Below are 22786 nucleotides of genomic sequence, written 5' to 3'. Positions count from 1 at the left end.
CGGGGCGAGAGGAGCTAGGCCATGAGCAACATCAGCAGCACCATTATGGCGGCGCGCAATGCGATCCTCCAGCAGAACAGCGCGCTGCAGCAGCTGTCCAAGAAATCCCCGATGCTGGGCACCGAGGCGACCGAGACCAAGCCGGACGGCTTTGCCGGAACGCTCAAGACCGCGCTCGATCAGGTCAACCAGGTGCAGCACGCGTCATCGAACGCGGCGACATCGTACGAAATGGGCCAGACCACCGACATTGCCGCGGTGATGATGGCCAAGCAGAAGGCGTCGATCGGTTTCGAAGCGACCCTTCAGGTCCGTAACAAATTGCTGTCCGCGTATCAGGACATCATGAACATGCCGGTATAATCCATGTCAGAGATTACCATCAGCCCCAATCCATCCGACGGTGGCGCGTACAACCCCACGCCTGCGCTGGTCGCCGGTACCGGAGGTTCGGGCGCGTCTGGGCGCATTCTGGGTGGCACTGCCATCCCGGCGCAGGTCCGCAACTTCGTGAGCCAGCCTGCAGTCGCCAAGGCGATGCCGCTGATCGGCTTTCTGGGCATCGTCATGCTGGCGATCCTGGCCTGGGCGGCGCTTCGCGAGCCGCCGCAGCGCGATCTGTTCCGCGGCCTGCCCGACAGCGACAAGGCTGCGGTCATCTCCGCGCTCGACAGCTCGACCATTCCCTACAGCTTCGAGGAAAGCTCGGGCACGATCATGGTGTCCGAAGATGATTATCATAAGGCGAAGATTGCGCTCGCAGCGCAGGGCCTGCCCAAAAGCTCGCCCAGCGGCGACGATCTGATCTCGTCCATGCCGATGGGTGCCAGCCGCGCGGTGGAGAACGAGAAGCTCCGCGCCGCGCGCGAACTCGATCTTGCCCGCAGCATCGAAGCGATGGACTCGGTCGTATCGGCGCGGGTCCATCTCGCCGTCGAGCCGCCGAGCATCTTCATCCGTGATCGCAACGAGCCGGCCGCATCGGTGGTGCTCCAGCTCGCCGATGCCGGCCGCCTGCCCGAATCGCAGGTCCAGGCGATCATCCATCTGGTGGCAAGCTCGGTCCCCGGGCTGTCGGCAGAGAACATCTCGCTGGTCGACCAGAACGGTCGCCTGCTTTCGAGCAACTCCAAGAGCAGCTCGATGGACGAGGCCGAACGCCAGATCGAGGTCAAGGAAACCATCGAGGAACGCTATCGCCGTCAGCTGACCGCGCTGCTGACCCCGATGCTGGGTGCAGGCAACTTCGTTGCCGAGGTCTCGACCGAGGTAAACTTTGCCGAGCGTCAGGCGACGACCGAAACCTTCCCCGCCGATGAAGCACGGGTGCGCAGCGAACAGACGGTCACGTCGACCGAAGCCCAGCCTGCCCCCGCAGGCGGCGTGCCCGGCGCGCTGGCCAACCAGCCGCCCGCCGATCCGACTGTCGCCACCGAACCGGGTGCGGAGCTGGCAGGCGCCGAGGGTGCAGCCCCCGGCCAGACCACGACCCGCAACGAACAGGTCAACCGCAACTTCGAACTCGGCCGTCAGGTTGCCGTGACCCGCGAGCCTTCGGGCAAGGTCACGCGCATTTCGGTCGCTGTCGCGGTCAAGAACCTGGCCGGTGGCAAGGAGCGCAGCGCCGCCGAAATCGCCGCGATCGAGGCACTGGTCAAGGGTGCGATCGGCTTTGACGTCGCGCGCGGTGACCAGGTCGCCATCTCGTCGCGCAACTTCGAGCCGGTAACCGCGGTGGAAGAGCCTTTCTACGAAACCAGCTGGTTCAACATGCTGGTGCGCAACGTCTCGGCGCTGCTGGTCGCGCTCGCGCTGATCTTCGGCATCGGTCGCCCGCTGCTCAAGCGCTACACCAAGCAGAAGGCAGAGGACAAGGAAGCCGCCGCTGCCGCCGCAGGGGAGGGCCCCAGCGGGCTGCTCGCCCAGGCGCTGGCCCGTGACGGAACCGATCCGCGCGCCGCAGGACGCACCGTCAACGACAACGAGCCGGTGACGCTGGACATGATCAACGCCGCGTCGAGCTATCAGGAGCGTGCGCTGCTGATCCAGAATTTCGTGAGGCAGAACCCCGATCACGCCACCCTGGTGGTCCGTGATCTGCTGAAGGGCAATGCCGATGCCGCCAAGGAGCCGGTCGATGCCTGATGCCCTGGATGCCGTGGTCGAAGATGGCGTCGCGCCCGCAGGCCGTCGCCCGATCCCCTCGGATCATGCCGCCGCGATCCTGATGCTGCTGTTCGCCGAAGAGCAGGCAGCCGAGATCCTGACCCGGCTGGAGCCCGACGAGGTGCGCCAGCTCAGCGAGATCATGTATTCGGTCGCCGATGTCGGTGCCGAGGAGATCAACGAGGTGCTTGACCTGTTCATCGACAAGGCGCGCAACCGCACGACTTTGGGCTACAAGGCCGACGAGCAGATCGAGGGCATGCTCAAGCGCGCCCTAGGCGATCGCCGCGCCGAAACCATGATCACCCGCGTCGCGCCCAAGAAGTCCGGCAACGGCCTCGAGGCGCTCAAATGGATGGACGCGGTCGAGATCGCGCTGCTGGTCGAGCATGAGCACCCGCAGATCGCCGCCGTCGTGCTGTCGTATCTCAAGCCAGAGGTTGCCGCCAATGTGCTGCAGCTGCTGCCCACAGACGTGCAGGAAGACGTGGTCTTCCGTCTGGCGACGCTGGGTCCGGTCAGCGCCGAGGCGCTCGAGACCATCGATGCGCTGCTCGCCAGCCAGGGTGCCGGCCAGCGCAGCGGCGGATCGAGCTCGTCGGGCGGCACGTCGGACGCAGCAGCGATCATGAACATCATCAACAAGCGCGAAAGCGCGCGGATCATCCGTGCGGTCACCAAGCGCGACAAGGAGATCGCGCGCAAGATCGAGGACGAGATGTTCGTCTTTGCCGATCTCATCCGGCTCGATCCCAAGGATCTGGGAGCGCTGGTGCGGTCGATCGACGCCGAAATCCTGGTTCCCGCACTCAAGGGCGCCGAAGACAAATTGCGCGACAAGATGTTCGGCTGCATGTCCAGCCGTGCCGCACAGTCGATCGCCGACGATATCGCCGATCGTGGCCCGATGCCGCTGTCCGAAGTGGTCGAGGCGCAGAAGGCGATCGTCCAGGCCGCCAAGCGCATGGCCGATGCGGGCGAAATCGTGATCGGCGGAGGCGGCGACGAATATGTCTGATCGTCCGATGACCATCGGTCCCGATGGCAGCGCGGAGTTTCTGCCGGTGTGGGACATGCAGGCGCCGCCTGCGGTGTTCCGTCCCTCCGCGATCTTTGCTGCGATGGCGGGCTTTGCTAGCGCTGATGCGCAGCCGCCGGTGATCGATTTCGACGAGGAAGACGACCTCGCCGACGAACCCGAGATCGACCAGGGGCCTTCGCCCGAGGAGCTGCTGGTGCAGGCCTATGACCAGGGGGTTGCCGATGGCATCGCCCAGGCGATAGCCGAACAGCAGGCGAGCGATGCGGCCACCCAGGCGCTGTCCGCCGCGATCACCGCGCTGCGTCCCCAGCTCTCGCAGGGGCTGTGCGCGATGCTGCTGCACGCGATGAAGCAGATGCTTGAACGTTCGAGCGGTTTTGCCGAGCCTGATGCAGCGGTGCTGGAAAAGCACTGCCAGTCGCTCGCCACTTTAGTTACCCGCGACATGCGCGGCAGCGCGCTCCACCTGCACCCCGAGGACATGAAACTGCTGGGCGATGCCGAATGCGGCCTGGTGCTGACACCCGATCCGACGATCCGGCGCGGGACAGTTTCACTTAACCATGCTGATGGATGGATTGAGCAAGGAACCCAGCCGATGCTCGACGCTCTGCAAGGGCTGATCGACGATCTGGAGGGGGACCAATGATCGCTGCACAGGAAGAGGCGGTTCGCCAGTTCACCGACAAGGTCGCCGCGCTTGGCGCGGGCCCGCGCCGCGTCGGCCGGCTGGTCGCGCATGAAGGCGGGATGCTGGAAGTCACCGGCTTCGATTACCCGATCGGCTATGGCGGATCGGTCCGCGCCGCCGATGGCCGCCGCATCCGCGCCGAGATTGCAGGATTTCGCGGGTCGCGCGCAATGATGGTGCCGCTCGAGAGCGATGCCGCGCTGCGCAGCGGCGCGCGCGTCGAACCCGACGCGCAGGCCAACATGGCCGTGGTCGGCGAGGCGCTGCTCGGCCGCGTCATCGGCCCGATGGGCGAGCCTTTGGACGGCCTTGGCCCGGTAATCGCGCACGATCGCTGGCCGCTTGCGGGCAAGCGCGAGAACGTGCTCAACCGTGGCCGGGTCACCAAGACCATCGACCTCGGCGTCCGCGCGATCAACGCATTGCTCACCGCAGGCCATGGCCAGCGCATTGCCGTGGCGGCAGGATCGGGCGTCGGCAAATCGGTGCTGATCGGCCAGATCATCGGCTTTGCCGAGGCGGACGTGATCGTCGTCGGGCTGATCGGCGAGCGCGGCCGCGAGGTCAGCGATTTTGTCGAGACCAAGATGGCCGGCCCGATGAAGTCGCGCACCGTCACCGTCGCGGTACCCGCCGATCACTCTCCGATCCTGCGGCTGCGCGCGGCCTATCGCGCGACCGCGATCGCCGAATATTTCCGCAAGCAGGGCAAGAAGGTGCTGCTGATCATCGACAGCCTGACCCGCATCGCGCACGCACAGCGCGAAATCGGGCTGGCGCTGGGCGAACCGCCGACGATGAAGGGCTATCCCCCTTCCGCGCTCGCCTTGATCCCCAAATTGGTCGAACGCGCGGGCAACGACCGCGAAAGCGGCGGATCGATCACTGCGCTTTATACCGTGCTCGCCGATGGCGACGATCTCGACGATCCGATCGTCGATGGCGCGCGCGCGATCGTCGACGGGCACATCATATTGTCGCGCTCGATGGCCGAACAGGGCATCTTTCCCGCGATCGACATCGGCAAGTCGCTGAGCCGCGTCGCCACCGACATCATCTCGGACGAACACCGCCGCGCGATGGCGAACTTCCGCCGGATCTGGTCGGCCTACGAGGAAAACCGCGATCTGCTGCTGATGGGCGCGTATCGCGAAGGCACCGATGCCAATATCGACGAAGCGGTCGCGCGCAGGCCCGATCTGCTCGATTACATCCGCCAGGCGCCGCATGACCGGGTCGATCTCGACGCCAGCGTTGCCGATCTGATGCAGGGCTTTGGCGCATGAGCCTGAAGCCCAAATCCTGGCGGCGGGTCCACGCGGTGCGCGATGCGCAGGTGAAGCTCGCGATCGGCGTTGCCGCCAATGCGATGCGCAACGAGGCGACGCTGATGAACAATGCCGAGCGGCTGAAAAAGCTGCGCGACGGCGCGTTCGAGGCGGCGCACTGCCAGAACGGCGCCGCGCTGCACGCGCAGCTCGAGCTCGCGCAGCGGCTGATCCGCGCCGATGGCGAGATCAACGCCGCGCTGGTGCGCGCGCGGCAGCATCTTGCCCAGGTCGAGCGGCAACGCACTGCCGCCTATATCGATCGCGAAACCACATCCAGACTGCTTGATCGGGCGATCGCCCATGCCGACGACACCGCCGACCGCAAGGCCGCGCGGCTGCCGATCCGCCGCAGAAACCGCAAAGGAACCGAAGAATGAGCCAGGACATGATGCAGGCGCTGTCGGGATCTTCGCTGATGTCGCTTTCAGTTGGCACGCTTCCTGCTGTGAAGTCGGGCATGATGCTTGACGCCAACCCCTTTGCCAGCCAGCTGGCGCAGATGATCGGACCCGATGCCGCCATGGGCGACACCGGGGCTGCACGCGCTGCCGCGGCGGGTGCAGGCGACGCAGGCTTTGCCCTGGCGCTAGCGCAGGTGCCCGCACCTGTTGCGGTCGCGCAAGCCGTGCCTCTGGCCGATGCTCCCGAAATTCCCGCGCTGCCCGAAGATGCTAGCCCGACCGCGATCATCGAGGCGGTGCTGGGCGGCGTGATGAAGCCTGCTGCTGCACCCGTTGCGGCATCGGCTCCGATCGCTGCGGAAGCTCCCGTCACACAGGCCGCCGCTGCTGTTCTCGCGCCGCAAACCCCCGCGCTGAGTCAGATCACTCCGCAGGCGCTGCCCGAAGCGGTCGTAGCCGAAGACATCGCCGCAGACCCGCACACCGCGCGCCCGCGCCGCACCGCCAGGCTGGACGAGACGGTCGCCAGCGCAGCCGATGCGGTGCCGCTTGCTGCTCCTGCCATCGAGGCTGTTGTTCCCGCGCCTGTGCGGCCGGAAGCCTCTGCTCCCGACACCGGCAGCGTGCCGTTCGCGATCAGCGCCCGGCCTGCGCCGGTGACCGGGTCCGTGCCCGCAGCGAAAGCCGCATACACCGTGACTGACGCGGCCCCCCAGGGTGTCGCTCCGCCCGCACCGCTAATGGCGGGTGACGACATCGTTCAGACTCAGGCCCAGCCCGTGACCCAGCCTCAGGCGCTGGCCCAGACTCAGGCCGTTCAGCTGCCAGCCGAAGCGCCTCAGACCGTCGCGGCGTCGTCGTTGCAGAGCGATGCTGTGCAGAGCGGAGCGGTCGGCAGCAATGCCGAAACCACCGCGCCCGCCCCGACCGCACAGGCTCAGCCTGGCCGCGGCGTGACCGCAGAGCGCGCATCGGCGCCGGTCGCCATCCCGGCATCGCCGGCAAAGACCGAGGCTCCGAAGGTCGCACCCGAACAGGCGCCGGTGACCGATGCAGCGGCCACCGCTGAGATCATTCTGCCCGGTCAGATCCCGCTGCAGCCACAGCGCAGCACTGCAACGCCCTCTTCGCGTACCGCCGTGTCCGCTGCGGGCCAGCGCGCCATCCAGGCCGCAGCGCAGGCCGCGCGGCCCGCCCAGGCATTGAGCGCGCTGTTCGATCTGGCTGATCCTTCGGCGCAGCCGGTATCGGCCGCCAGCATGCTGGATGCCGTCGGCGCGAAGACGGCAGAGGCCGTGCCGCCCTCCTGGGCTGCGGCACTCAACGCGGTCGTGGCTCCGGCCATCGCCAATACCGTGCCGGGGTTGACCGCTCCTGTCGCAACCGGCGCCGCGCAGGCCGCGCCGCTGGAGACGCTCGCCTTTGATGCCGGGTTCGTCGGCAACGTCGAAACCCAGATCGCCCGCGTGGTGGGTGGCGGCCAGATGGTGCGGATGCAGATCAGCCCCGAACATCTCGGCCGGATCGACATCGAGATGCTGGCCGGGCCCGAGCGCGACCATGTCCGCATCACGACCGAGCATGACGCCGTGCGCGATACCCTGGTCCAGTCGCAGGTGCGGCTCGAGCAGGATCTGCGCGCCAACAACCAGCGCAGCGCCGATGTCACCGTCGAACTGCGCCAGCAGTCACCGGGCGCGCAGGGCGGATCTGCGCAGCAGCAGCGCGGCCAGTCCGGACAGGAAGCCGGCAGCGCCCGCGAGGCGCTTGCCCGCCAGACGACCGCTGACCCGCAAGCAGAGACTTCCCCCGCCCAGCGCCGCGCCCGCGGCAATGTGCGTTACGCTTAACCTTTTGAACACATGACATTCTCTTAAGGATCGACAGATGGCTGAAACCGAAAAGGAACCGAAGAAGAAGGGCGGCATGGTCAAAAAGCTGCTGATTCCACTCGTCGCCGTTCTGGTGCTTGGCGGCGGCGGCGCGGCTGCGGGCTTCTTTGCGGCCGGCATGATCGGCGGCGGGGAGCATGAAGACCCCAATGCCCCCAAAGTGGTGCTGAAGGACGGCACGACCGTGTCTGCCAAGGCGGCGGGCCTCAAGAACCCGGGATCGGCGACCCAGCTCGATGCCAAGTTCAAGGTCACCTATTTCCCGATCGAGGAACCCTTCACCGCCAATCTGCGCGGCGACACCGGCTTTGCCCAGATGTCGCTCGCGGTCTCGACCTATTTCGACGAGAAGATCACCGCCGCGCTGACCGAGCACAACATCGCCGTGCGTTCTGCCGTGCTGATGACGATCAGCGAGTTCGACGCGATGCAGCTCGAATCGATGGAGGGCAAGAACCAGCTCAAGGGCCAGATCAAGAAGGTCATCAACGATACGCTGACCGAGAAGACCGGCTTTGGCGGGGTCGAGGACGTCTATTTCACCAGCATCGTGGTTCAGTGAAGCCGAATTCAGCGAGACGGGACGACAGCATTTCATGAGCAAGGCCAAAACCACCGCATCCCCGGCTGAAGCAGCGCCGCAAGAGGCTGCCGCGCCGGTGACCGAGCGTCGCCCGGCAGAGCACAGCTTTGCCCGCGCCGATGCCGACCAGAAGACGGTCGTGCCGGTGCTGCGCCGGGTCGCGCGCTCGCTGTGCGTCGGCCTGCGCAATGCGCTCGAGCCGATTGCCGGGGTCAAGCTGCGCGTCGACACGCCCGATCCCGAATTCACCCAGTTCGATGCCTGGTGCGACCGCCAGCCCGAACTGGTCAGCATCAGCCAGTTCCAGCTCAGCCCGATGAAGGGCCGCGTGCTGCTGCGGATGGAACCTGCGATGGTGTCGGCAATGCTCGATGCGTTCTTCGGCGGTGCGCCGCGCGATAGCGCTGTCGCCAAGAAGGAATTCACCCAGACCGACATCCGCCTGATCGGCCGCATGGCCAAGGCGATCGGCGAACGTCTGGGCGCGGCCTGGAACGAGGTCGGCAGCTTTGCCTGCCACGCCGCGGGCCATTCGAGCAGCGTCGACGGCGCGCGGATCGCGGCGCCGGCGGCACGCATGGTGATCCAGCGTTTTCGCCTGACCCTGCCCGGCAACAGCCGCTACGAGATCGAGATCGTCTACCCGCTCGACGGGCTGCAGGGCGCCGACCAGTGCCTGACGCCTGCAGGCTTTGCCGAGGAGCGCGGGCCGGATCCGGCGTGGCGCGACCAGATGGCCGTGGTGCTCGCCGATGTCAGCCTGCCCGCGCGCTCGGTGCTCGCCCGTCCGGTGCTCACTTTGCCGCAGCTCGCCGACCTCAAGCCCGGCGACATCATTCCCATTCCACCGGCGCGCAACCTGCCGCTGATCATCGGTGACCGCGTGTTCGCGCGCGGCAGCCTGGGTGAACAGAACGGCCTGGCCGCGTTCCGCATCGAAACCATTGAAAAAGGATAACGGATTCATGAGCGACATGAGCGAAGCCCCGATGCTGGGCGCCCCTGCAGAGGCTGTGGACCTGAGCGGCAACGGATTGCATGAGGCGGCAAATCATTACCGCTTTCTTGCCGACATCCCCGTGCGGCTGTCGGTCGAGGTCGGCAGCGCATCGCTGCGCCTCGCCGAAATCATGGAGCTTGCCGAAGGTTCGGTGGTCGAACTCGACCGCCAGGCCAATGAGCTGCTCGACATCAACGTAAATGGCACGCTGGTTGCAAGAGGGGAAGTTGTCACTGTCGACGGCCGGTTCGGAATCCGGGTGGCCGAGGTGGTGACGAAGAACGTCGGCCAGGCACGGGTCGAACGGCGAGTCTGACGGGACCCTTTTTGTCCCTGCCAGCCCCCGCCGGAAACCCGGCGGCGCGGCGGAGGACAAGAAGCGGAACCGATGACTTACTACATCATCAAACTCGTCATCATGCTGCCGATCATGGCCGGCATGATCTATGGCAGCCTGTGGCTGTACAAGAAGTACCAGCCCGGCATGATGGCCCGGCTCGACATGGCAGGCCCGCAGCGCGACCTCCGGGTCGTTGAAACGGTCAGCATGGGTGTGTCGGGCAAGCTCGCTGTGGTCGAGTTTGCAGGGCAGAGAATTCTGGTTTCGGTAACGCGCGCGCGGATCGACACGATCGCCCGCGCCGATGCCGGAAACGGTCCGGCCAGCGTATCACCTCCCCCGGCGACGCTGGCCGGATCAGAGCGCGACCTGCTCGCAGCGTTCAAGGCGCGCGGAGCATGAGCGGAGCAACACCACGGCGCCGCCGCGCAGGCAAGGGCCTGCTGGGCTGGTGGATCGCCGCGATCCTGCTCGCGGCTCTCGCCATCCTCCTTGCCACCCCCGCATTCGCACAGGCCACCGGCCCGGTCGCAGCGCCGGGCGCCTCCGAGGCGCTGGGCCGCGCGCTCGACGATGTCGCAGGCGACGGCAAGCCGCTGACGCTCTCCCTGCAGATCCTCGTCCTGATGGGTCTGCTCACCATTCTGCCCTCGATGCTGCTGATGATGACCAGCTTCACGCGGATCATCATCGTGCTCTCGATCCTGCGCCAGGCGCTGGGGCTGCAGCAGACCCCGCCCAACCAGGTGCTGATCGGCCTGTCGCTGTTCCTCTCGATGTTCGTGATGGCGCCGACCTTTACCGAGATCAATTCGCGCGCTGTCGCGCCTTATGCCGCCGACACCATCGAGCTGGAAACCGCGATCGAGATTTCCGGCAAGGAATTCCACAAGTTCATGATCAAGCAGACGCGTCAGACCGACCTCAAACTGTTCATGGACCTCGCCAAGGAAAAGTCGTTCGCACGGCCGCAGGACATCCCGTTCTCGATCCTGCTGCCCGCGTTCGTGACCAGCGAACTCAAGACCGCGTTCCAGATCGGCTTCATGATCTTCCTGCCCTTCCTCGTCATCGACCTTGTCGTCGCCTCCACGCTGATGGCTTTGGGCATGATGATGCTGTCGCCGACGATCATCTCGATGCCGTTCAAGCTGCTATTGTTCGTGCTGGTCGATGGCTGGGCGCTGACCATGGGGTCGCTTGCCGGGTCGTTCGTGACGTGACCGCGATGCCCGCCTGCCTGCCCGCCATCGTGCACATCCCCGATTTTCCCTGGACCGGATCCTGACATGGAACAGACCGACTATTTCATCGGCCTCGCGCAGCAGACCTTGTGGATAACCGCGCTGGCCTCGGCCCCGCTGCTGATCCCCGCTTTGCTGGTCGGCGTGTTGCTCGGCATGGTGCAGGCGGCGACCTCGATCAACGAGGCGACCTTGAGCTTCGTGCCCAAGCTGGTCGTGCTCGCGATCATCCTGGCGCTGTTCGGCGGATCGATCCTCTATCTGATCGCCGACTTCACCGTCGAAATCTTCAGCCGTATTCCGGACCTGCTGCTGTGATCGCACCGGGGTTCGCCACTGTCGAAGCGCAACTGTGGATCTGGATCATGGCGATGATCCGGCCCGGTGCCGCGCTGATGGTGGCGCCCGTGTTCGGCGCGACCGCGGTGCCGCTGCAGGTGCGCATCATCCTTTCGGCGATGATCGGCATTGCCGCGGCCAATTCGGTCACGATCAACCTGCCCGACAGCACCCTGGTCAGCTATTCGGGCTTTGTCTTCATCCTGGGCGAGGTGATCTGCGGCGCGGCGATCGGCTTTGCGCTCCAGGTCGGCTATTCCGCAGCATTCGTCGCGGGCGAAGTGATCAGCAACACCATGGGCCTGGGCTTTGCCTCGATGAGCGATCCGCAAAGCGGCGCATCGAGCCCGGTCATCGGCAGCTTCCTGTCGATCGTCGCGGTGCTGCTGCTGCTCGCCATGGACGGGCATCTGATGCTGATCGCGATCATCGTGCAGAGCTACGAGGCGCTGCCCCCGGGCAATGCGTTTCTGTCGCCGCGCGTCATCTTCGATCTGGTGGAGTTCGGCGGCACGCTGTTTTCCATGGGGTTGGTGATCGCGTTGCCGGTCGGCGCGGCGCTGATCATCGTGCAGGTCACCATGGCGATGCTCGCGCGCTCGGCGCCGCAGCTCAATCTGTTTTCTGTCGGCATCCCGGTCGCGGTGCTGGCGGGCATCGTGCTGCTCGCGATGGCAGCGCCCGTGCTCGCCGATGGCATGATGCGCGCGATCGAACTGGGCCTCGAGCAATCCGAAGTGATGGCAGGGGAGGGCTGACGCGATGGCAGAACAGCCCCCCGGCGGCGGTGAAAAAACCGAAGCACCAACCGAAAAGCGGTTGCGCGATTCGGCGGAAAAGGGCGATGTGCTCCAGTCCAAGGAACTGGGCACCGCGATGATCATGATCGGCGGCACCTTCGCCTTCGTGCTGTTCGGCGATGTCATGGTCTCGGCGATCGCATCGATGCTGCGCACCGGGCTGGTGTTCGATCTGCACGACGCAACCGATTTCAACGTCGGCCAGCGCACCTTCACGCTGCTGGCGCCGCTGGCGCTGCCCTTTGGCGGGCTGTTCGTGTTCCTGATGCTGGCGGCGGTGGCGACACCGGCGTCGCTCGGCTCGCTGGGCTTCCGCTGGAGCGCGGTGGCGCCAAAGGCCAGCAAGCTCAACCCGATGGCGGGCTTCAAGCGGATGTTCGGGCTGCACGGGCTTATCGAGCTGGGCAAGTCCATGGCCAAGGTTGCGCTGATGGGCACCGTGGGCGTGGTGATGATCATGTCGATGCTGCCGCAGATGGCCGAGCTCGGCCATGGCGATGTCCGCGCCGGGATCGGGGCGTTCGGCGACCTGTTCGCGCTGACGATGATGGCGATGGCGGGCTGTCTGGGGCTGATCGCGATGATCGATGTCCCCGCGCAGTGGTTCCAGCGCAACCAGAAGCTCAAGATGACCAAGCAGGAAATCAAGGACGAGCACAAGGAAACCGAAGGTTCGCCCGAGCTGAAACAGGCGGTGCGGCGGCGGCAGTACGAGATGCTCAACGGATCGACCCGCAAGGCGGTCGAGGAAGCGACCGTGATCCTGGTCAACCCGACCCATTTCGCCATCGCGCTGCGCTATGACCGGCTGCGCGATGCGGCGCCCGTGGTGCTGGCGCGTGGCCGTGGGGCGATTGCCCAGGCGATGCGCGAGATTGCGATGGAAAAGGGCGTCACGATCCTGCGCTATCCCGAACTCACCCGCGCGATCTACTTCACCTCCAAGCCGGGCGCGATTATCGACGAGCGGCTGTACATGGCGGTCGCGACGCTGCTCGCCTTCGTCTTCCGCATCAACGAAAAGATGGATGTCGGCTTTGGCCAACCCGACCTCGCGGTGCCCGCCGACATGCTTTTTGATATGGACGGAAAGCCGCAGAAATGACGGAAAATTCGCTTAAACCCGGCTCGCCTGCGCCGTTAACAGTTTCAAGAGGACACGGCCATGGTCACCAATAGCGGAATTTCGAATCTCATCACCGGCTTTACCGGCGTGAACAGCGCATCGCTGGTCAACGATCTGGTGGCAGCATCGCTGCAGCCCAAACAGGATGCGGTGCGCGAGCGGCAGAACCTGAACCAGGCGCGGATTTCCGCGCTCGCTTCCGCCTCGTCGGCGCTCGACACCTTCTCCACCGCGCTCACCGAAATCCTCAACGGCCGCAAATTCTCCGGCTCGCTGGTCTCGACCCGCGGCGACCTCGTTGCCGCCAGCTTCATTCCGGGCCAGAAGCCGGAGGGACTGCCCGCCACGGTGCAGGTCAGCCAGCTCGCCTCGGCGCAGAGCGTGGTGTCCGCATCGTCCTATGCCGCCAATGCGCAGGTGGGTGAGGGGACGCTGACCTTCACCACCGCGACCGGAAGCTTCGACGTCACGATCGATTCGACCAACAACAGCCTGGGCGGCCTTCGCGATGCGATCAACGCTGCCGATGGCGGCGTCACCGCCAGCATCGTCACCGACAATTCGGGATCGCGGCTGGTGCTGCGCGGGCGCGAAGGATCGGCCAACAGCTTTACCGTCACCGGATCGGGCGGCGGCGCGGCGCTCGATGCGTTCGCCTATCCGCCGGCGGGCGGCGCGGGCATGAATTCGGTCACCACCGCCGCCGACAGCCTGGTCAACGTCAACGGCATCCAGGTGGTCAACAGCTCCAACCAGATCGACACCGCCGTCCCCGGCGTGCGCATCAACCTGCTCGCGGCGGCTCCCGGCACCAATGTGGTGATCAGCGGCGATCAGCCGACCTCGTCGATCAAGGACGTGCTGACCGAGTTCGTGAAGGCCTATAACAACCTGCGCGGCGCGCTCAACGAGGCGACCGCGCCCGGGCTGGATGGTGCGAGCGGCGGGCCGCTGGCCGGCGAGCGCGCGGCGCGCGACATGATGCGCGCGATGGCATCGCTCACGACCAAGCCGCTGACCGACACCGGCGCGTACACGTCGCTGGCCGATATCGGCGTTAGCACCAACCGTGACGGAACGCTTACCCTGAACAGCGTCCGCTTCGATCGCGCGCTCGCCGCCGATCCCGAAGGCGTCGCCAGGATGCTGGAGCCTGCGACCCCCACTGCGGCCAATCCCGGTCTCGCCAAGGCGTTCGAGGATGTGAAGACCAGCCTCAAGGCGCCCAGCAGCTCGCTCACCGGCGCGCAGGAGCGGCTCAAGAAGCTTGCCGCCAATCTGACCGAGCAGCTGGAAAAGGTTCAGGAAGACAGCGATCGCTATCGCGAGCAGCTGGAAAAGACCTTCGGCGACATGGACCGCCAGCTCACCATCCTGCGCTCGACGCAGAGCTATATCGAGCAGCAGGTTTCGGTCTGGTCGAACAGCAACAACAACTAAGAACAAGAAACGATAAGGGACAATCATGAGCTTCATTTCCCCCCGCCGCAACATGGGCAGCTACAAGGCCGTCGATACCGCCAGCCGGGTGGAGGGCGCCAGCCCGCATGATCTGGTCGTCATTCTGTTCGACGAACTGCTGCTGCGGCTCGATGCTGCGGTGCGCCATGCCCAGCGCGGCGAAAGCGTTCCGATGATCCAGGCGCGCGCGCGTGCCTCGGCGATCGTCATCGCGCTGGAAGAAAGCCTCGATTTCGAAAAGGGCGGCGAACTGGCGCTGGCGCTGGCGCGGATCTATCGCGAAGCCAGCCGCCGGATCAACGCCGCGATCAGCATCGACAAGGTCGACATGCTGATTTCCGCCCGCCAGATGCTCGCCGAAATCGCGGAAGCCTGGCGGACCATCGCGCCGCGCGGCTAAGGCTCGGCAGGCTAGGGCTTGGCGATCATGAAATAGAGCGCCGCGACCAGCGGAACCGTCGCGACCAGCCCCCAGAACAGCCAGCGGCGCGCCAGCGCGCGATACTCCTCGCTGATCGTGTCCGCGCCTGTGAAGCCGCGCGCGAGCCTGGCCTGCCTGATCTGGATCGGCACCAGCATGCCCAGCCACAGCACGCCCGCGGCGACGAAGCACAGCTGGCTCCAGAGCAGCCAGTCGGGGCCGGGAAAGCCGTAGCGCGCCTCGAACATCGCGCCATAGCCTCCGACGATGGTGAGGATGATCCCCGGAATGGTCACGCCGAAATCGGTCCCGGTGACCAGTCGCTGGCCGAAGGCGACGATGTTGCCGTCGCGTGTCCGGTCGGCAAACACCTTCCAGATGGCGGTGACGGTGATGTTGCCGAGCAGCAGGATGATGCCAAGAATGTGCAAAAACTTGTACAGATTGAAGGCTGTCATCACCGATCCCGCGTGCTCTCACCAGCCTGGTTCATGCACCGTTTTCGGTTCCGCCGCAAACCTGCAAATGGATATGGCAGCGCAGCGGCGCGGTCAGCGCGCCGGGTAGCGCAGACGGCCCAGAAAGCGGGTCAGGCTCAGGCTCTCGCCGCCCTTGGTCCACTTGGCCTTGGCCTTTTCGAACTGCATGACGTTGTCGATGCGGCGGCCCAGAAAAGCGTGGGTGTCGGTGAAGTCGGCGCTTTCGTCATCGAGAAATGCCATCAGCGTCGATCCATAGACGCCCGAGAGGATCATGCGCTTGGAATAGTGATTGTAGTCGGTGGCGGTATCGCCGGCGAGCCGCCACATCAGGTCTGCGGTGCGCCACGAAAGTTTCGCCGCGCGCCCCAGATTGGAAGGCAGCGCCAGGATCGCGGTCGCGCGGCGCAGCGCCTCGCGCTGGTGCGCCACCGCCTCGAACCGGAACGCGACGAGCGCGGTGATTCGCTCGCGGATCTTCATCGCAGCAATCCGCTCTGGCGGAAACGCCTCGATCATCTGTGCGTCGATGTGGCTGATCCACGCCTCGATCATGTCCATCGCGCCCTGGTCGAAGGCCAGCTGGGCAAGCCCCGGTTCGACGCCTTGGGCGCTTGCGGCGGCATCGCGTGCAGCCGGCGTCCAGCCATCGAATACCGCTTCATCGGCGATGAGCGGCGGCAGGAACAGCCGCACCTCGTCGAGCGTGGCATCGGCGGGCAGGGTATCGAGCTTGGTCGGGCGGTACATCGGCTTGCAGTGCCTCCTAGGGTCCACTTCCAATTAGGAAGCCGGAGCCGAACCTGCAAGTCGCGCGGCTCGGCGTGCCTCGGGAAGGCGCACCAGCACCAGCGCGATGCCGATCGCGATCATGCCGATCCAGTCCGCCAGCGACAAGATCTCGTCGAACACCACCCAGCCGATGATGCACGCGATCACCGGCTGGCCGAGCAAGGCGATGCCCAGCACCACCGGCGAGAAATGGTTGACCGCATAGACCATCAGCCCCTGGCCGAAGAGCTGGCAGACGACCGCGAGCAGCAGCACCGGGGTCCAGTCGGTCGGCCAGACCGGCTCGCCCAGCAGCAGCGCGATCCCCAGCAACGGGCCGATGCCGAACACGGTCGACCAGACCAGCACCGACCAGCTGCCCAGATCGTTGCGGACATGACGGATGCTCAGCAGATAGACGACATACAGCACGCCCGCTGCCAGGCAGAACAGATCGCCGACCAGATTGCGGACATCGAGCTCGTAGGAGCTTCCCATCAGCAGCGATGCGCCGATAATCGCCAGCAGCACCGCTCCTGCCTCCGCCTTGTGCGGCCAGGCACGGCTGATGACGAAGCCGTAGAGCACGAGCAGAATGCTGCCCATGTTGCCGAACAGGGTCGCATTGGCGAGCTTGGTGCGTTCGATCCCGAAGTTCCAGCTGGCAAGGTCGAGCGCAAAGGCAAAGCCGCCCAGCGCCAGCATCCACCAGATGCCCGGGCGAAAGCCCGACAGCGGCTCGCGCCGTTGCATCGCGATCAGCACCAGCACCGGCAGCGCCAGGCTGAGCCGCCAGAATCCTGCGGACACAGGCCCAGTATCGGCCATCCGCACGAACAGCGGGCCGAAGGCGAGCGCGACATTGGACAGAATCAGCGCCAGCAGGGCAAGGCCGCCACCGCGCTCGGTTGCTTTTGTCATCGCGGGGCCTTAGCCAATCCCTCAAATCCTGTCTCGGCAAAATCGGGACGAAAAAGACGGAGACACGATCCCGATGCCAAATCTGTTCGATCCCATCCAGCTGGGCGCGATTGCCTGCCCCAACCGTATCCTGATGGCGCCGCTCACCCGCTGCCGCTCGACCAGGGCGCATGTTCCGGTTGCGCTGATGGGGGACTATTACGCGCAGCGCGCCAGCGCCGGGCTGATCATCTCGGAAGCCACCGGCATCAGCCCCGAAGGACTGGGCACGCCTTATGCGCCCGGCATCTGGAACGATGAGCAGGTCGAAGCCTGGAAGCCGATCACCGATCAGGTGCACAAGGCCGGCGGGCGCATCATCTGCCAGCTGTGGCATATGGGCCGGCTGGTGCATTCGGACTTCATCGGCGGAAAGCCGCCGATCTCGGCGTCGGCGACGCGCTTCGATTATCACGCGCATACCTATGAGGGCACCAAGCCCTATGACACCGCGCGCGCGCTGCCGGTGGACGAAATCCCCCGCGTGATCGCGGACTATGTGCGCGCGACCGAGAACGCGCGCCGCGCCGGGTTCGACGGGGTGCAGATCCACGCCGCCAACGGCTATCTGATCGACCAGTTCATCCGCTCCTCGTCCAACCTGCGCGAGGACGCATATGGCGGCGCAATCGAAAACCGAATCCGGCTGCTGGGCGAGATCACGCAAGCGCTGGTCGGCGTGTGGAGCCACGAGCATGTCTCGGTGCGGCTGTCGCCCAATGGCGAAACCCAGGGCGTCAACGATGCGACCCCCGAGGCGACCTTCACCGCCGCCGCAGCCCTGCTAGACAGCATCGGCATCGCGTTTCTGGAACTGCGCGAGCCGCCTGCCACCGGCACCTTCGGCGCCAGCGACGTTCCGCCGGTCAGCCCGCAGATCCGCAAGGTGTTCAAGGGGCCCCTGGTGCTCAACAGCGACTATGTGCTGGAAAATGCCTCTGCCGCGATGGCCGAAGGCCGCGCCGACGCGATCAGCTTTGGCCGCACCTTCCTCGCCAACCCCGATCTGCCCGCCCGGCTAGCCGTCGATGCGCCGCTCACCCCGGACAATCCCAAGCGCTGGTACGGTCAGGGGGCAGAAGGCTATACCGACTATCCGACCATGGCCGAACAGGGGCTGGTCGCGGAAACCGCCACAGCCTCATGATCGCCAGCGGCCAGCCCTGGCTGATCAGCGGGGTGCTGATCGGCACCGCGCTGGCGCTGATGCTGGCCGAGGCGGTCTGGCCGCGCCGTCGCCACCGGATGCCGCTCTTGCAGCGCTGGCGCACGCATCTGGGCTTTGTGCTGGTCAACATGCCGATCGAGCGGGGTGTCCAGGCCCTGGTGTTCATCGGCGTGTTCGGCGCGGTCACCGGCTATGCGCTCCATCCTGATTTCGGGCTGTTGCCGCAGACCGGGCTGCCCTTCTGGGCGCAGGGGCTGATCGCAATCCTGCTGCTCGATCTTGCTGTCTGGGCGCAGCACTGGGCGACGCACCGGCTGCCTTTGCTGTGGCGGCTGCACCGCGTGCACCATGCCGACCGCGATCTCGACATGTCGACGGCGCTGCGCTTCCATCCGCTGGAGATCGGCCTGTCGATGCTGTTCAAGCTGGGCGTGGCGCTGGCGCTGGGGGCGCCGCTCTGGGCGCTGATCGTGTTCGAGCTGCTGCTTGCGGTGCTGCCGATGTTCAACCACGCCAATCTCGCGCTGCCCTTGTCGCTGGATAGCATGCTGCGGCTGGTGATCGTCACGCCGGACATGCACCGCGTGCACCACAGCACCCGGCGGGTCGAGCATGACAGCAATTACGGCTTCTGCCTGTCGATCTGGGACCGGCTCTTTCGCACCTATCGCGCCCGGCCCAGCGGGGGGCACGAGGCGATGACGATCGGCCTTGCCGATTATCCGGGGCGCGAATCGATGCGGTTCGGCTGGTCGATGCAGCTGCCGTTCCGCTGATCCGGGCGCGGCGAGGATTGCGCGGCTATTCCCCGCTCTCCTCGGTGCCCGCAGTGCCCAGCGAGCGATCGACGAGCCCGCTCGCCATCATCCACCAGAACAGGAGCACGCGCCGTTATGAGTCACGCTATTGCGAAGCGGGGGCCGGTTCTGCCACCACAGCAGGCGTCTGCCGCACCGTTTCGACGACAAAGCCGCGCTTCCACAAAATCCAGAGAAGGACCATACCGGGAACTGCGATAGCGACTGTGCATATCCAAAAATTCACCCAACCCAGGTTCTCTGCAAGATAACCAGAAGGTGCCGACAACCATGTTCGCCCTACAGCTGCAAACGATGACAGTAATGCAAATTGGGTCGCGGTATAGGCAAGGTTTGATAAGCCGGATAGATATGTCACAAAAACCGTCAGCCCAATCCCGCTTGTAAAGTTCTCGGTTCCTACTGCAATCGCCAGCATCACATTGGAGTCACCCGTGGCAGCGAGTACAGCAAACAGAAGGTTAGAGAACATCATTAGCAGACCCGACACGAACAGTGCACGCCCCATGCCCAGCCAGGCGATGAAGGGTGCTCCAAAGGCCGATCCGACAATCAATGCTGCGAAGCCGACGAACTTGTTGACCGTGACATACTCCGTGTCGCTGAACCCCAACTCAACGATCATCGGGGCAAGCATGATCTGACCCATTGCATCGCCGACTTTGTAGATCAGCACAAATGCTAGAATGAGAACGGCGCCGTTTCGGGTCAGGAATTCACGAAATGGGTTAAGTACCGTTTCGGCGATCCAGTTACCAAACGACTGCCCTGCAGCGATCGCATGCCGTTCGACATACTGGCCAGGCCCTGCGAATAGCGCCGCAATGGCTGCTGGCAGGACGCAAAAAGCGGTGAAGCCATAGGCCGTTGCCCAGCCAAGCCCTGCGCCTTCGGCTGAGGCAAGATAGATTGTGCCTGCCCCCGCCAGCAGGTTGCCCGTACGATAACCGAATTGATTCATCGCGGTGCCGTGAGGAAGTTCCTGGTCGGATAAAATCTCGATGCGATAGGCATCAATTACGATGTCCTGTGTTGCCGAAAGAAATGCGACAACAATGGCACATACAGCAAACCAACCAAGGTTGCTGGCAGGATTACTGGCGCCTAGTTGCCACAGAGCTGCAAAAAGCAATCCTTGAATCAGAAACAGCCAAGCACGGCGCTGACCAAACCAACGCGTCAGAAGCGGTAACGGCAGTTTATCAACCAGCGGTGCCCACAGAAACTTAAGAGTATAGGGCGTGGTCAGCCCTATCGCGAATCCAATTGTCGATTTGTCGATGCCAACACGTGAAAGCCAAAAGGCCATGGTGGCCAACAACAAAGTCAGCGGGAAGCCGCTAGCTATACCTAGTAAAAACGCGACAAACGGCATCGGCCTAACATACGGGCGGAAGGCTGGGACGACGAAACCTGTAGCCACCACCGCAGCGATGATGGCGATAAAAATCAGCGTTTGTTCCACACATTGTCCCTTCCGTGTCCCGGACAGGGAAACTAGCGGCATCGTCAATTTACGCCAGAGGGTTATTGCCGGCCCGTGCTCAGATCAGCGCCGAGCCGATGATCGCGCCGCCCGCGCCGCGCCGGATGACCAGCGCATGGCGGTCGGCGCCGCGCGTATCGAGCTGATCGGGGCGTAGCACGATCGCGCGGCCGCCGTCGCTCCAGCTGCCCAGCGAGATCTCGTCGAGCACGACATTGGTGTAGCTGACCGAGCGCCCGCCATTCTCGCCGCGGCCGATGTTCACCGTTTCTCGCGAGGACAGGGCGATCAGCATCACCTCGGTGCCGGTCCCCGGCCTGCCCTGCAGCACGATGCTGCGCCCGCCATCGGCGGTGCGGGCGACGCGCACGGTGACGCCGCTGCGGGCGCGGATGGCGCCCGCGCGCGCGATCTGCTTGCGCGCATGGGCCTCTTGCGATCCGACTCCCTGCGCACTGCCATCGATCACCAGCTGCGGGGTGTAGATGTTCGCCCCGGCAAAGGCGCGGTCGCCATATTGGCGCTGCAGCCGGGTGTTCTCCTCGCGGCCCAGGCTGTCCTTCCAGCCAAGCCGGTCCCAATAGGTCACCGGGCGGCTGATGACGAGGATGGCAGGATCGCGCGCCAGCCTTGCGGCGACCGCATCGGCGGGCGGGCAGGACGAGCAGCCCTGACTGGTGAACAGCTCGGCGACCACGGGGCCCGATTGCGAAATCGCCAGTCTTGCAGGTGATGGCGCGGAATTGCCGAGCGCCGACCCTTGAGATGGTGCGTGGAGGGCGGAGATGGCAAGCGTGGTGAGAACCGCAGCGGCAGTGATCCAGAGAAGCTTCATGGATGGGTCCATCCTTGGGAGTTGTACGCTCCATGTTCGACCCGGCACGCGGAACGGTTACGCTTTGGCCCGGGCGCGGGTGACACTGAGCGAGGCGAGGTCAGTCGAGCTCGACAGAGCCCCCCGGCGGCGGGACCAGCGCGGGCCAGTCGCGGGGGGCGAGACCCTGGCGCATGCCCAGGATCGCCGCGATCGGGCCGCCATGGGTAACGACCAGCACGCGGCCGGGCGGCAGGCGGTCGAACGCGGCGAGCGAGCGGCGGGCCAGCTCCATCGTGGTCTCGCCGCCGCCGGGGCGGAAGTGGTGCGGATCGTCGATCATCCCGTCCATCGCATTGCCGGTTTCGCGGTAGATCGCATCCCAGCTGCGTCCCTCCCAGCTGCCGAAATCGCGCTCCTGCCAATCGGGCATGGCGTGAACGCCGACGCCTGCGAGATTTGCGATCGCCTCTGCCAGGATGCGCGCGCGGCGCAGGCCTGAATGCAATATGGTTTCGGGGTGCCATGCGGCCAGCTCGGTGGCGAGCGCGCGGGCGTGCGCGGCGCCCTCGCGGCTCAGCCCCATGTCGCTTTGCCCGTAGCAGCGGCCCTTCCAGGCGCGAGCAACCTCGGTATGACGGACCAGTATCAAGGTGCGCATCACAGCGCCGTCGTCGCCGCGAGCAGGAGGATCAGTTGCCCGGCATAAGCGGCAAAGCCCAGGCAGTCGCCTGTGCTGCCGCCGATCCGCCGCAGCAGCAGCGCGCGGAACCATGCGATGAAGGCCCCGCTAGCCAGCAGGGCTGCCAGGAGGGGCAGAGGGTTCAGCACGGCAAAGCCCAGCAATCCGGGCAGCGCGGTCGCCAGCGCCGTCAGCAGAATCGCTGGCCCGACGCCCGATGCGACATCCTTGGCGAGCCCAGTGCCCTGCGGAGCGGGCGCGACAAGGGTCATCAGCACGACGACCAGCAGCCGCCCGAAGGTCGCCGCAGCAACGATCGTCAGGAAGGCCGCCCATGGTGCCATGGCCTCGATCACCGCCAGCGTCAGCGCGGCGCGCAGGCCGACCGCGAGGATCAGCCCCAGGCTGCCATAGCTGCCGATGCGGCTGTCCTTCATGATCCGCCGGACATCGTCTGCGGTATAGCCGCCACCGAACGCATCGCAGAAATCGGCGACCGCGTCCTCGTGGAACGCACCGGTCAGCCGCGCCTCGAGCGCAAGCGCGATCAGCACCGCGACCAAAGCCGGCCAGAAGGCGTCCGCCGCCAGCGCGACGCCTGCGGTGACAGCGCCGATGCCTGCGCCGACCAAAGGAAACCAGCCCACCGCCTGCACCAGCCCGGTCGCGACCTGCTGCGCGCTCAGCCGCTCGGTGCCCGGGACGGGGATGCGGGTGAGGAACTGGATCGCGAGCAGGGGCGGCGCCCAGGCGGGGCATCTGCTGTCCATG

Annotated in this window: 26 protein-coding genes; 19 read left to right on the top strand and 7 right to left on the bottom strand. The window is 65.5% G+C overall.

From position 1 onward, the window contains the following. Nucleotides 1-21 precede the first annotated feature (21 nt). The 17 genes from fliE (at nt 22) to B5J99_RS03840 (ending at nt 14816) form a co-directional block, all read left to right on the top strand. A complete protein-coding gene (gene fliE / locus B5J99_RS03920) occupies nt 22-363 on the top strand; it encodes a flagellar hook-basal body complex protein FliE (RefSeq protein WP_054135656.1) in 342 nt (113 codons plus the stop codon). A gap of 3 nt (nt 364-366) precedes the next feature. Then, nucleotides 367-2145, top strand: coding sequence for a flagellar basal-body MS-ring/collar protein FliF (gene fliF, locus B5J99_RS03915; RefSeq protein WP_054135655.1), 1779 nt, complete (start codon nt 367-369; stop codon nt 2143-2145). Continuing rightward, nucleotides 2138-3184 (top strand): flagellar motor switch protein FliG, encoded by a 1047-nt coding sequence (fliG, locus tag B5J99_RS03910; protein ID WP_083231461.1) that lies wholly within the window; start codon nt 2138-2140, stop codon nt 3182-3184. Before fliF ends, fliG begins: the two co-directional genes overlap by 8 nt. After that, entirely contained in the window at nt 3177-3857 is a 681-nt protein-coding gene (locus B5J99_RS03905; RefSeq protein ID WP_162892445.1) for a FliH/SctL family protein, read from the top strand. Before fliG ends, B5J99_RS03905 begins: the two co-directional genes overlap by 8 nt. Further along, nucleotides 3854-5185, top strand: coding sequence for a FliI/YscN family ATPase (locus B5J99_RS03900; protein WP_117351537.1), 1332 nt, complete (start codon nt 3854-3856; stop codon nt 5183-5185). The genes B5J99_RS03905 and B5J99_RS03900 overlap by 4 nt, the downstream gene beginning before the upstream one ends. Beyond that, a complete protein-coding gene (locus B5J99_RS03895; protein ID WP_054135652.1) occupies nt 5182-5607 on the top strand; it encodes a hypothetical protein in 426 nt (141 codons plus the stop codon). Before B5J99_RS03900 ends, B5J99_RS03895 begins: the two co-directional genes overlap by 4 nt. Further along, nucleotides 5604-7481, top strand: coding sequence for a flagellar hook-length control protein FliK (locus B5J99_RS03890; protein ID WP_117351535.1), 1878 nt, complete (start codon nt 5604-5606; stop codon nt 7479-7481). Before B5J99_RS03895 ends, B5J99_RS03890 begins: the two co-directional genes overlap by 4 nt. A 37-nt stretch (nt 7482-7518) precedes the next feature. Next, on the top strand, nt 7519-8085 hold the full coding sequence (locus tag B5J99_RS03885; protein ID WP_054135650.1) for a flagellar basal body-associated FliL family protein: 567 nt from the start codon (nt 7519-7521) through the stop codon (nt 8083-8085). Between the two features lie 34 nt (nt 8086-8119). Continuing rightward, nucleotides 8120-9064: a FliM/FliN family flagellar motor switch protein gene (locus B5J99_RS03880; protein WP_054135649.1), complete on the top strand. Its 945-nt coding sequence runs from the start codon at nt 8120-8122 to the stop codon at nt 9062-9064. Nucleotides 9065-9071: 7 nt separating this feature from the next. Continuing rightward, nucleotides 9072-9422: a flagellar motor switch protein FliN gene (fliN, locus tag B5J99_RS03875; RefSeq protein ID WP_054135648.1), complete on the top strand. Its 351-nt coding sequence runs from the start codon at nt 9072-9074 to the stop codon at nt 9420-9422. Between the two features lie 72 nt (nt 9423-9494). Beyond that, nucleotides 9495-9848, top strand: coding sequence for a FliO/MopB family protein (locus B5J99_RS03870; protein WP_069050900.1), 354 nt, complete (start codon nt 9495-9497; stop codon nt 9846-9848). Further along, nucleotides 9845-10669, top strand: coding sequence for a flagellar type III secretion system pore protein FliP (gene fliP, locus B5J99_RS03865; RefSeq protein ID WP_054135647.1), 825 nt, complete (start codon nt 9845-9847; stop codon nt 10667-10669). The genes B5J99_RS03870 and fliP overlap by 4 nt, the downstream gene beginning before the upstream one ends. Nucleotides 10670-10735: 66 nt before the next feature. Beyond that, the gene (locus tag B5J99_RS03860; RefSeq protein ID WP_054135646.1) at nt 10736-11008 is read left to right on the top strand and encodes a flagellar biosynthetic protein FliQ; all 273 of its coding nucleotides are present in this window, start codon (nt 10736-10738) and stop codon (nt 11006-11008) included. After that, nucleotides 11005-11787: a flagellar biosynthetic protein FliR gene (gene fliR / locus B5J99_RS03855; RefSeq protein ID WP_054135645.1), complete on the top strand. Its 783-nt coding sequence runs from the start codon at nt 11005-11007 to the stop codon at nt 11785-11787. Before B5J99_RS03860 ends, fliR begins: the two co-directional genes overlap by 4 nt. 4 nt (nt 11788-11791) lie before the next feature. Beyond that, the gene (locus tag B5J99_RS03850; protein ID WP_054135644.1) at nt 11792-12934 is read left to right on the top strand and encodes an EscU/YscU/HrcU family type III secretion system export apparatus switch protein; all 1143 of its coding nucleotides are present in this window, start codon (nt 11792-11794) and stop codon (nt 12932-12934) included. 60 nt (nt 12935-12994) lie between these two features. Continuing rightward, entirely contained in the window at nt 12995-14395 is a 1401-nt protein-coding gene (gene fliD / locus B5J99_RS03845; RefSeq protein ID WP_054135643.1) for a flagellar filament capping protein FliD, read from the top strand. A 25-nt stretch (nt 14396-14420) separates the two neighbouring features. Further along, complete coding sequence (locus B5J99_RS03840) at nt 14421-14816, top strand: flagellar export chaperone FliS (protein ID WP_054135642.1); 396 nt, start codon at nt 14421-14423, stop codon at nt 14814-14816. A gap of 11 nt (nt 14817-14827) precedes the next feature. On the opposite strand, the gene B5J99_RS03835 is transcribed toward B5J99_RS03840, so the two are convergent. The 3 genes from B5J99_RS03835 to B5J99_RS03825 all read right to left on the bottom strand — a co-directional run bounded on the left by B5J99_RS03835 (nt 14828) and on the right by B5J99_RS03825 (nt 17008). Continuing rightward, entirely contained in the window at nt 14828-15295 is a 468-nt protein-coding gene (locus B5J99_RS03835; RefSeq protein ID WP_117351533.1) for a DUF2269 family protein, read from the bottom strand. Nucleotides 15296-15388: 93 nt separating this feature from the next. Beyond that, nucleotides 15389-16066: a COQ9 family protein gene (locus tag B5J99_RS03830; RefSeq protein WP_117351531.1), complete on the bottom strand. Its 678-nt coding sequence runs from the start codon at nt 16064-16066 to the stop codon at nt 15389-15391. Between the two features lie 33 nt (nt 16067-16099). Beyond that, a complete protein-coding gene (locus tag B5J99_RS03825) occupies nt 16100-17008 on the bottom strand; it encodes a DMT family transporter (RefSeq protein ID WP_054135639.1) in 909 nt (302 codons plus the stop codon). A 73-nt stretch (nt 17009-17081) separates the two neighbouring features. Between B5J99_RS03825 and B5J99_RS03820 the strand changes: the two genes are divergently transcribed. Continuing rightward, nucleotides 17082-18194 (top strand): alkene reductase, encoded by a 1113-nt coding sequence (locus B5J99_RS03820; RefSeq protein ID WP_054135638.1) that lies wholly within the window; start codon nt 17082-17084, stop codon nt 18192-18194. Continuing rightward, entirely contained in the window at nt 18191-18991 is an 801-nt protein-coding gene (locus B5J99_RS03815) for a sterol desaturase family protein (protein ID WP_117351529.1), read from the top strand. Before B5J99_RS03820 ends, B5J99_RS03815 begins: the two co-directional genes overlap by 4 nt. 127 nt (nt 18992-19118) lie before the next feature. On the opposite strand, the gene B5J99_RS03810 is transcribed toward B5J99_RS03815, so the two are convergent. The 4 genes from B5J99_RS03810 to B5J99_RS03795 form a co-directional block, all read right to left on the bottom strand. After that, nucleotides 19119-20498 carry an AmpG family muropeptide MFS transporter gene (locus B5J99_RS03810; protein WP_117351528.1) on the bottom strand — a complete coding sequence of 460 codons (1380 nt, stop codon included), beginning with the start codon at nt 20496-20498 and terminating at the stop codon, nt 19119-19121. Nucleotides 20499-20577: 79 nt separating this feature from the next. Then, a complete protein-coding gene (locus B5J99_RS03805) occupies nt 20578-21354 on the bottom strand; it encodes a DUF1223 domain-containing protein (protein WP_162892443.1) in 777 nt (258 codons plus the stop codon). A gap of 100 nt (nt 21355-21454) precedes the next feature. Beyond that, nucleotides 21455-21994: a histidine phosphatase family protein gene (locus B5J99_RS03800; protein ID WP_245991734.1), complete on the bottom strand. Its 540-nt coding sequence runs from the start codon at nt 21992-21994 to the stop codon at nt 21455-21457. After that, complete coding sequence (locus B5J99_RS03795; protein WP_245991733.1) at nt 21994-22785, bottom strand: adenosylcobinamide-GDP ribazoletransferase; 792 nt, start codon at nt 22783-22785, stop codon at nt 21994-21996. The genes B5J99_RS03800 and B5J99_RS03795 overlap by 1 nt, the downstream gene beginning before the upstream one ends. Nucleotide 22786 lies beyond the last annotated feature (1 nt).

The organism is Blastomonas fulva (genome assembly GCF_003431825.1).
Classification (GTDB): domain Bacteria; phylum Pseudomonadota; class Alphaproteobacteria; order Sphingomonadales; family Sphingomonadaceae; genus Blastomonas; species Blastomonas fulva.
Note: the sequence above shows the minus strand (reverse complement) of the source record. Positions and strands in the feature narration are given on the sequence as shown.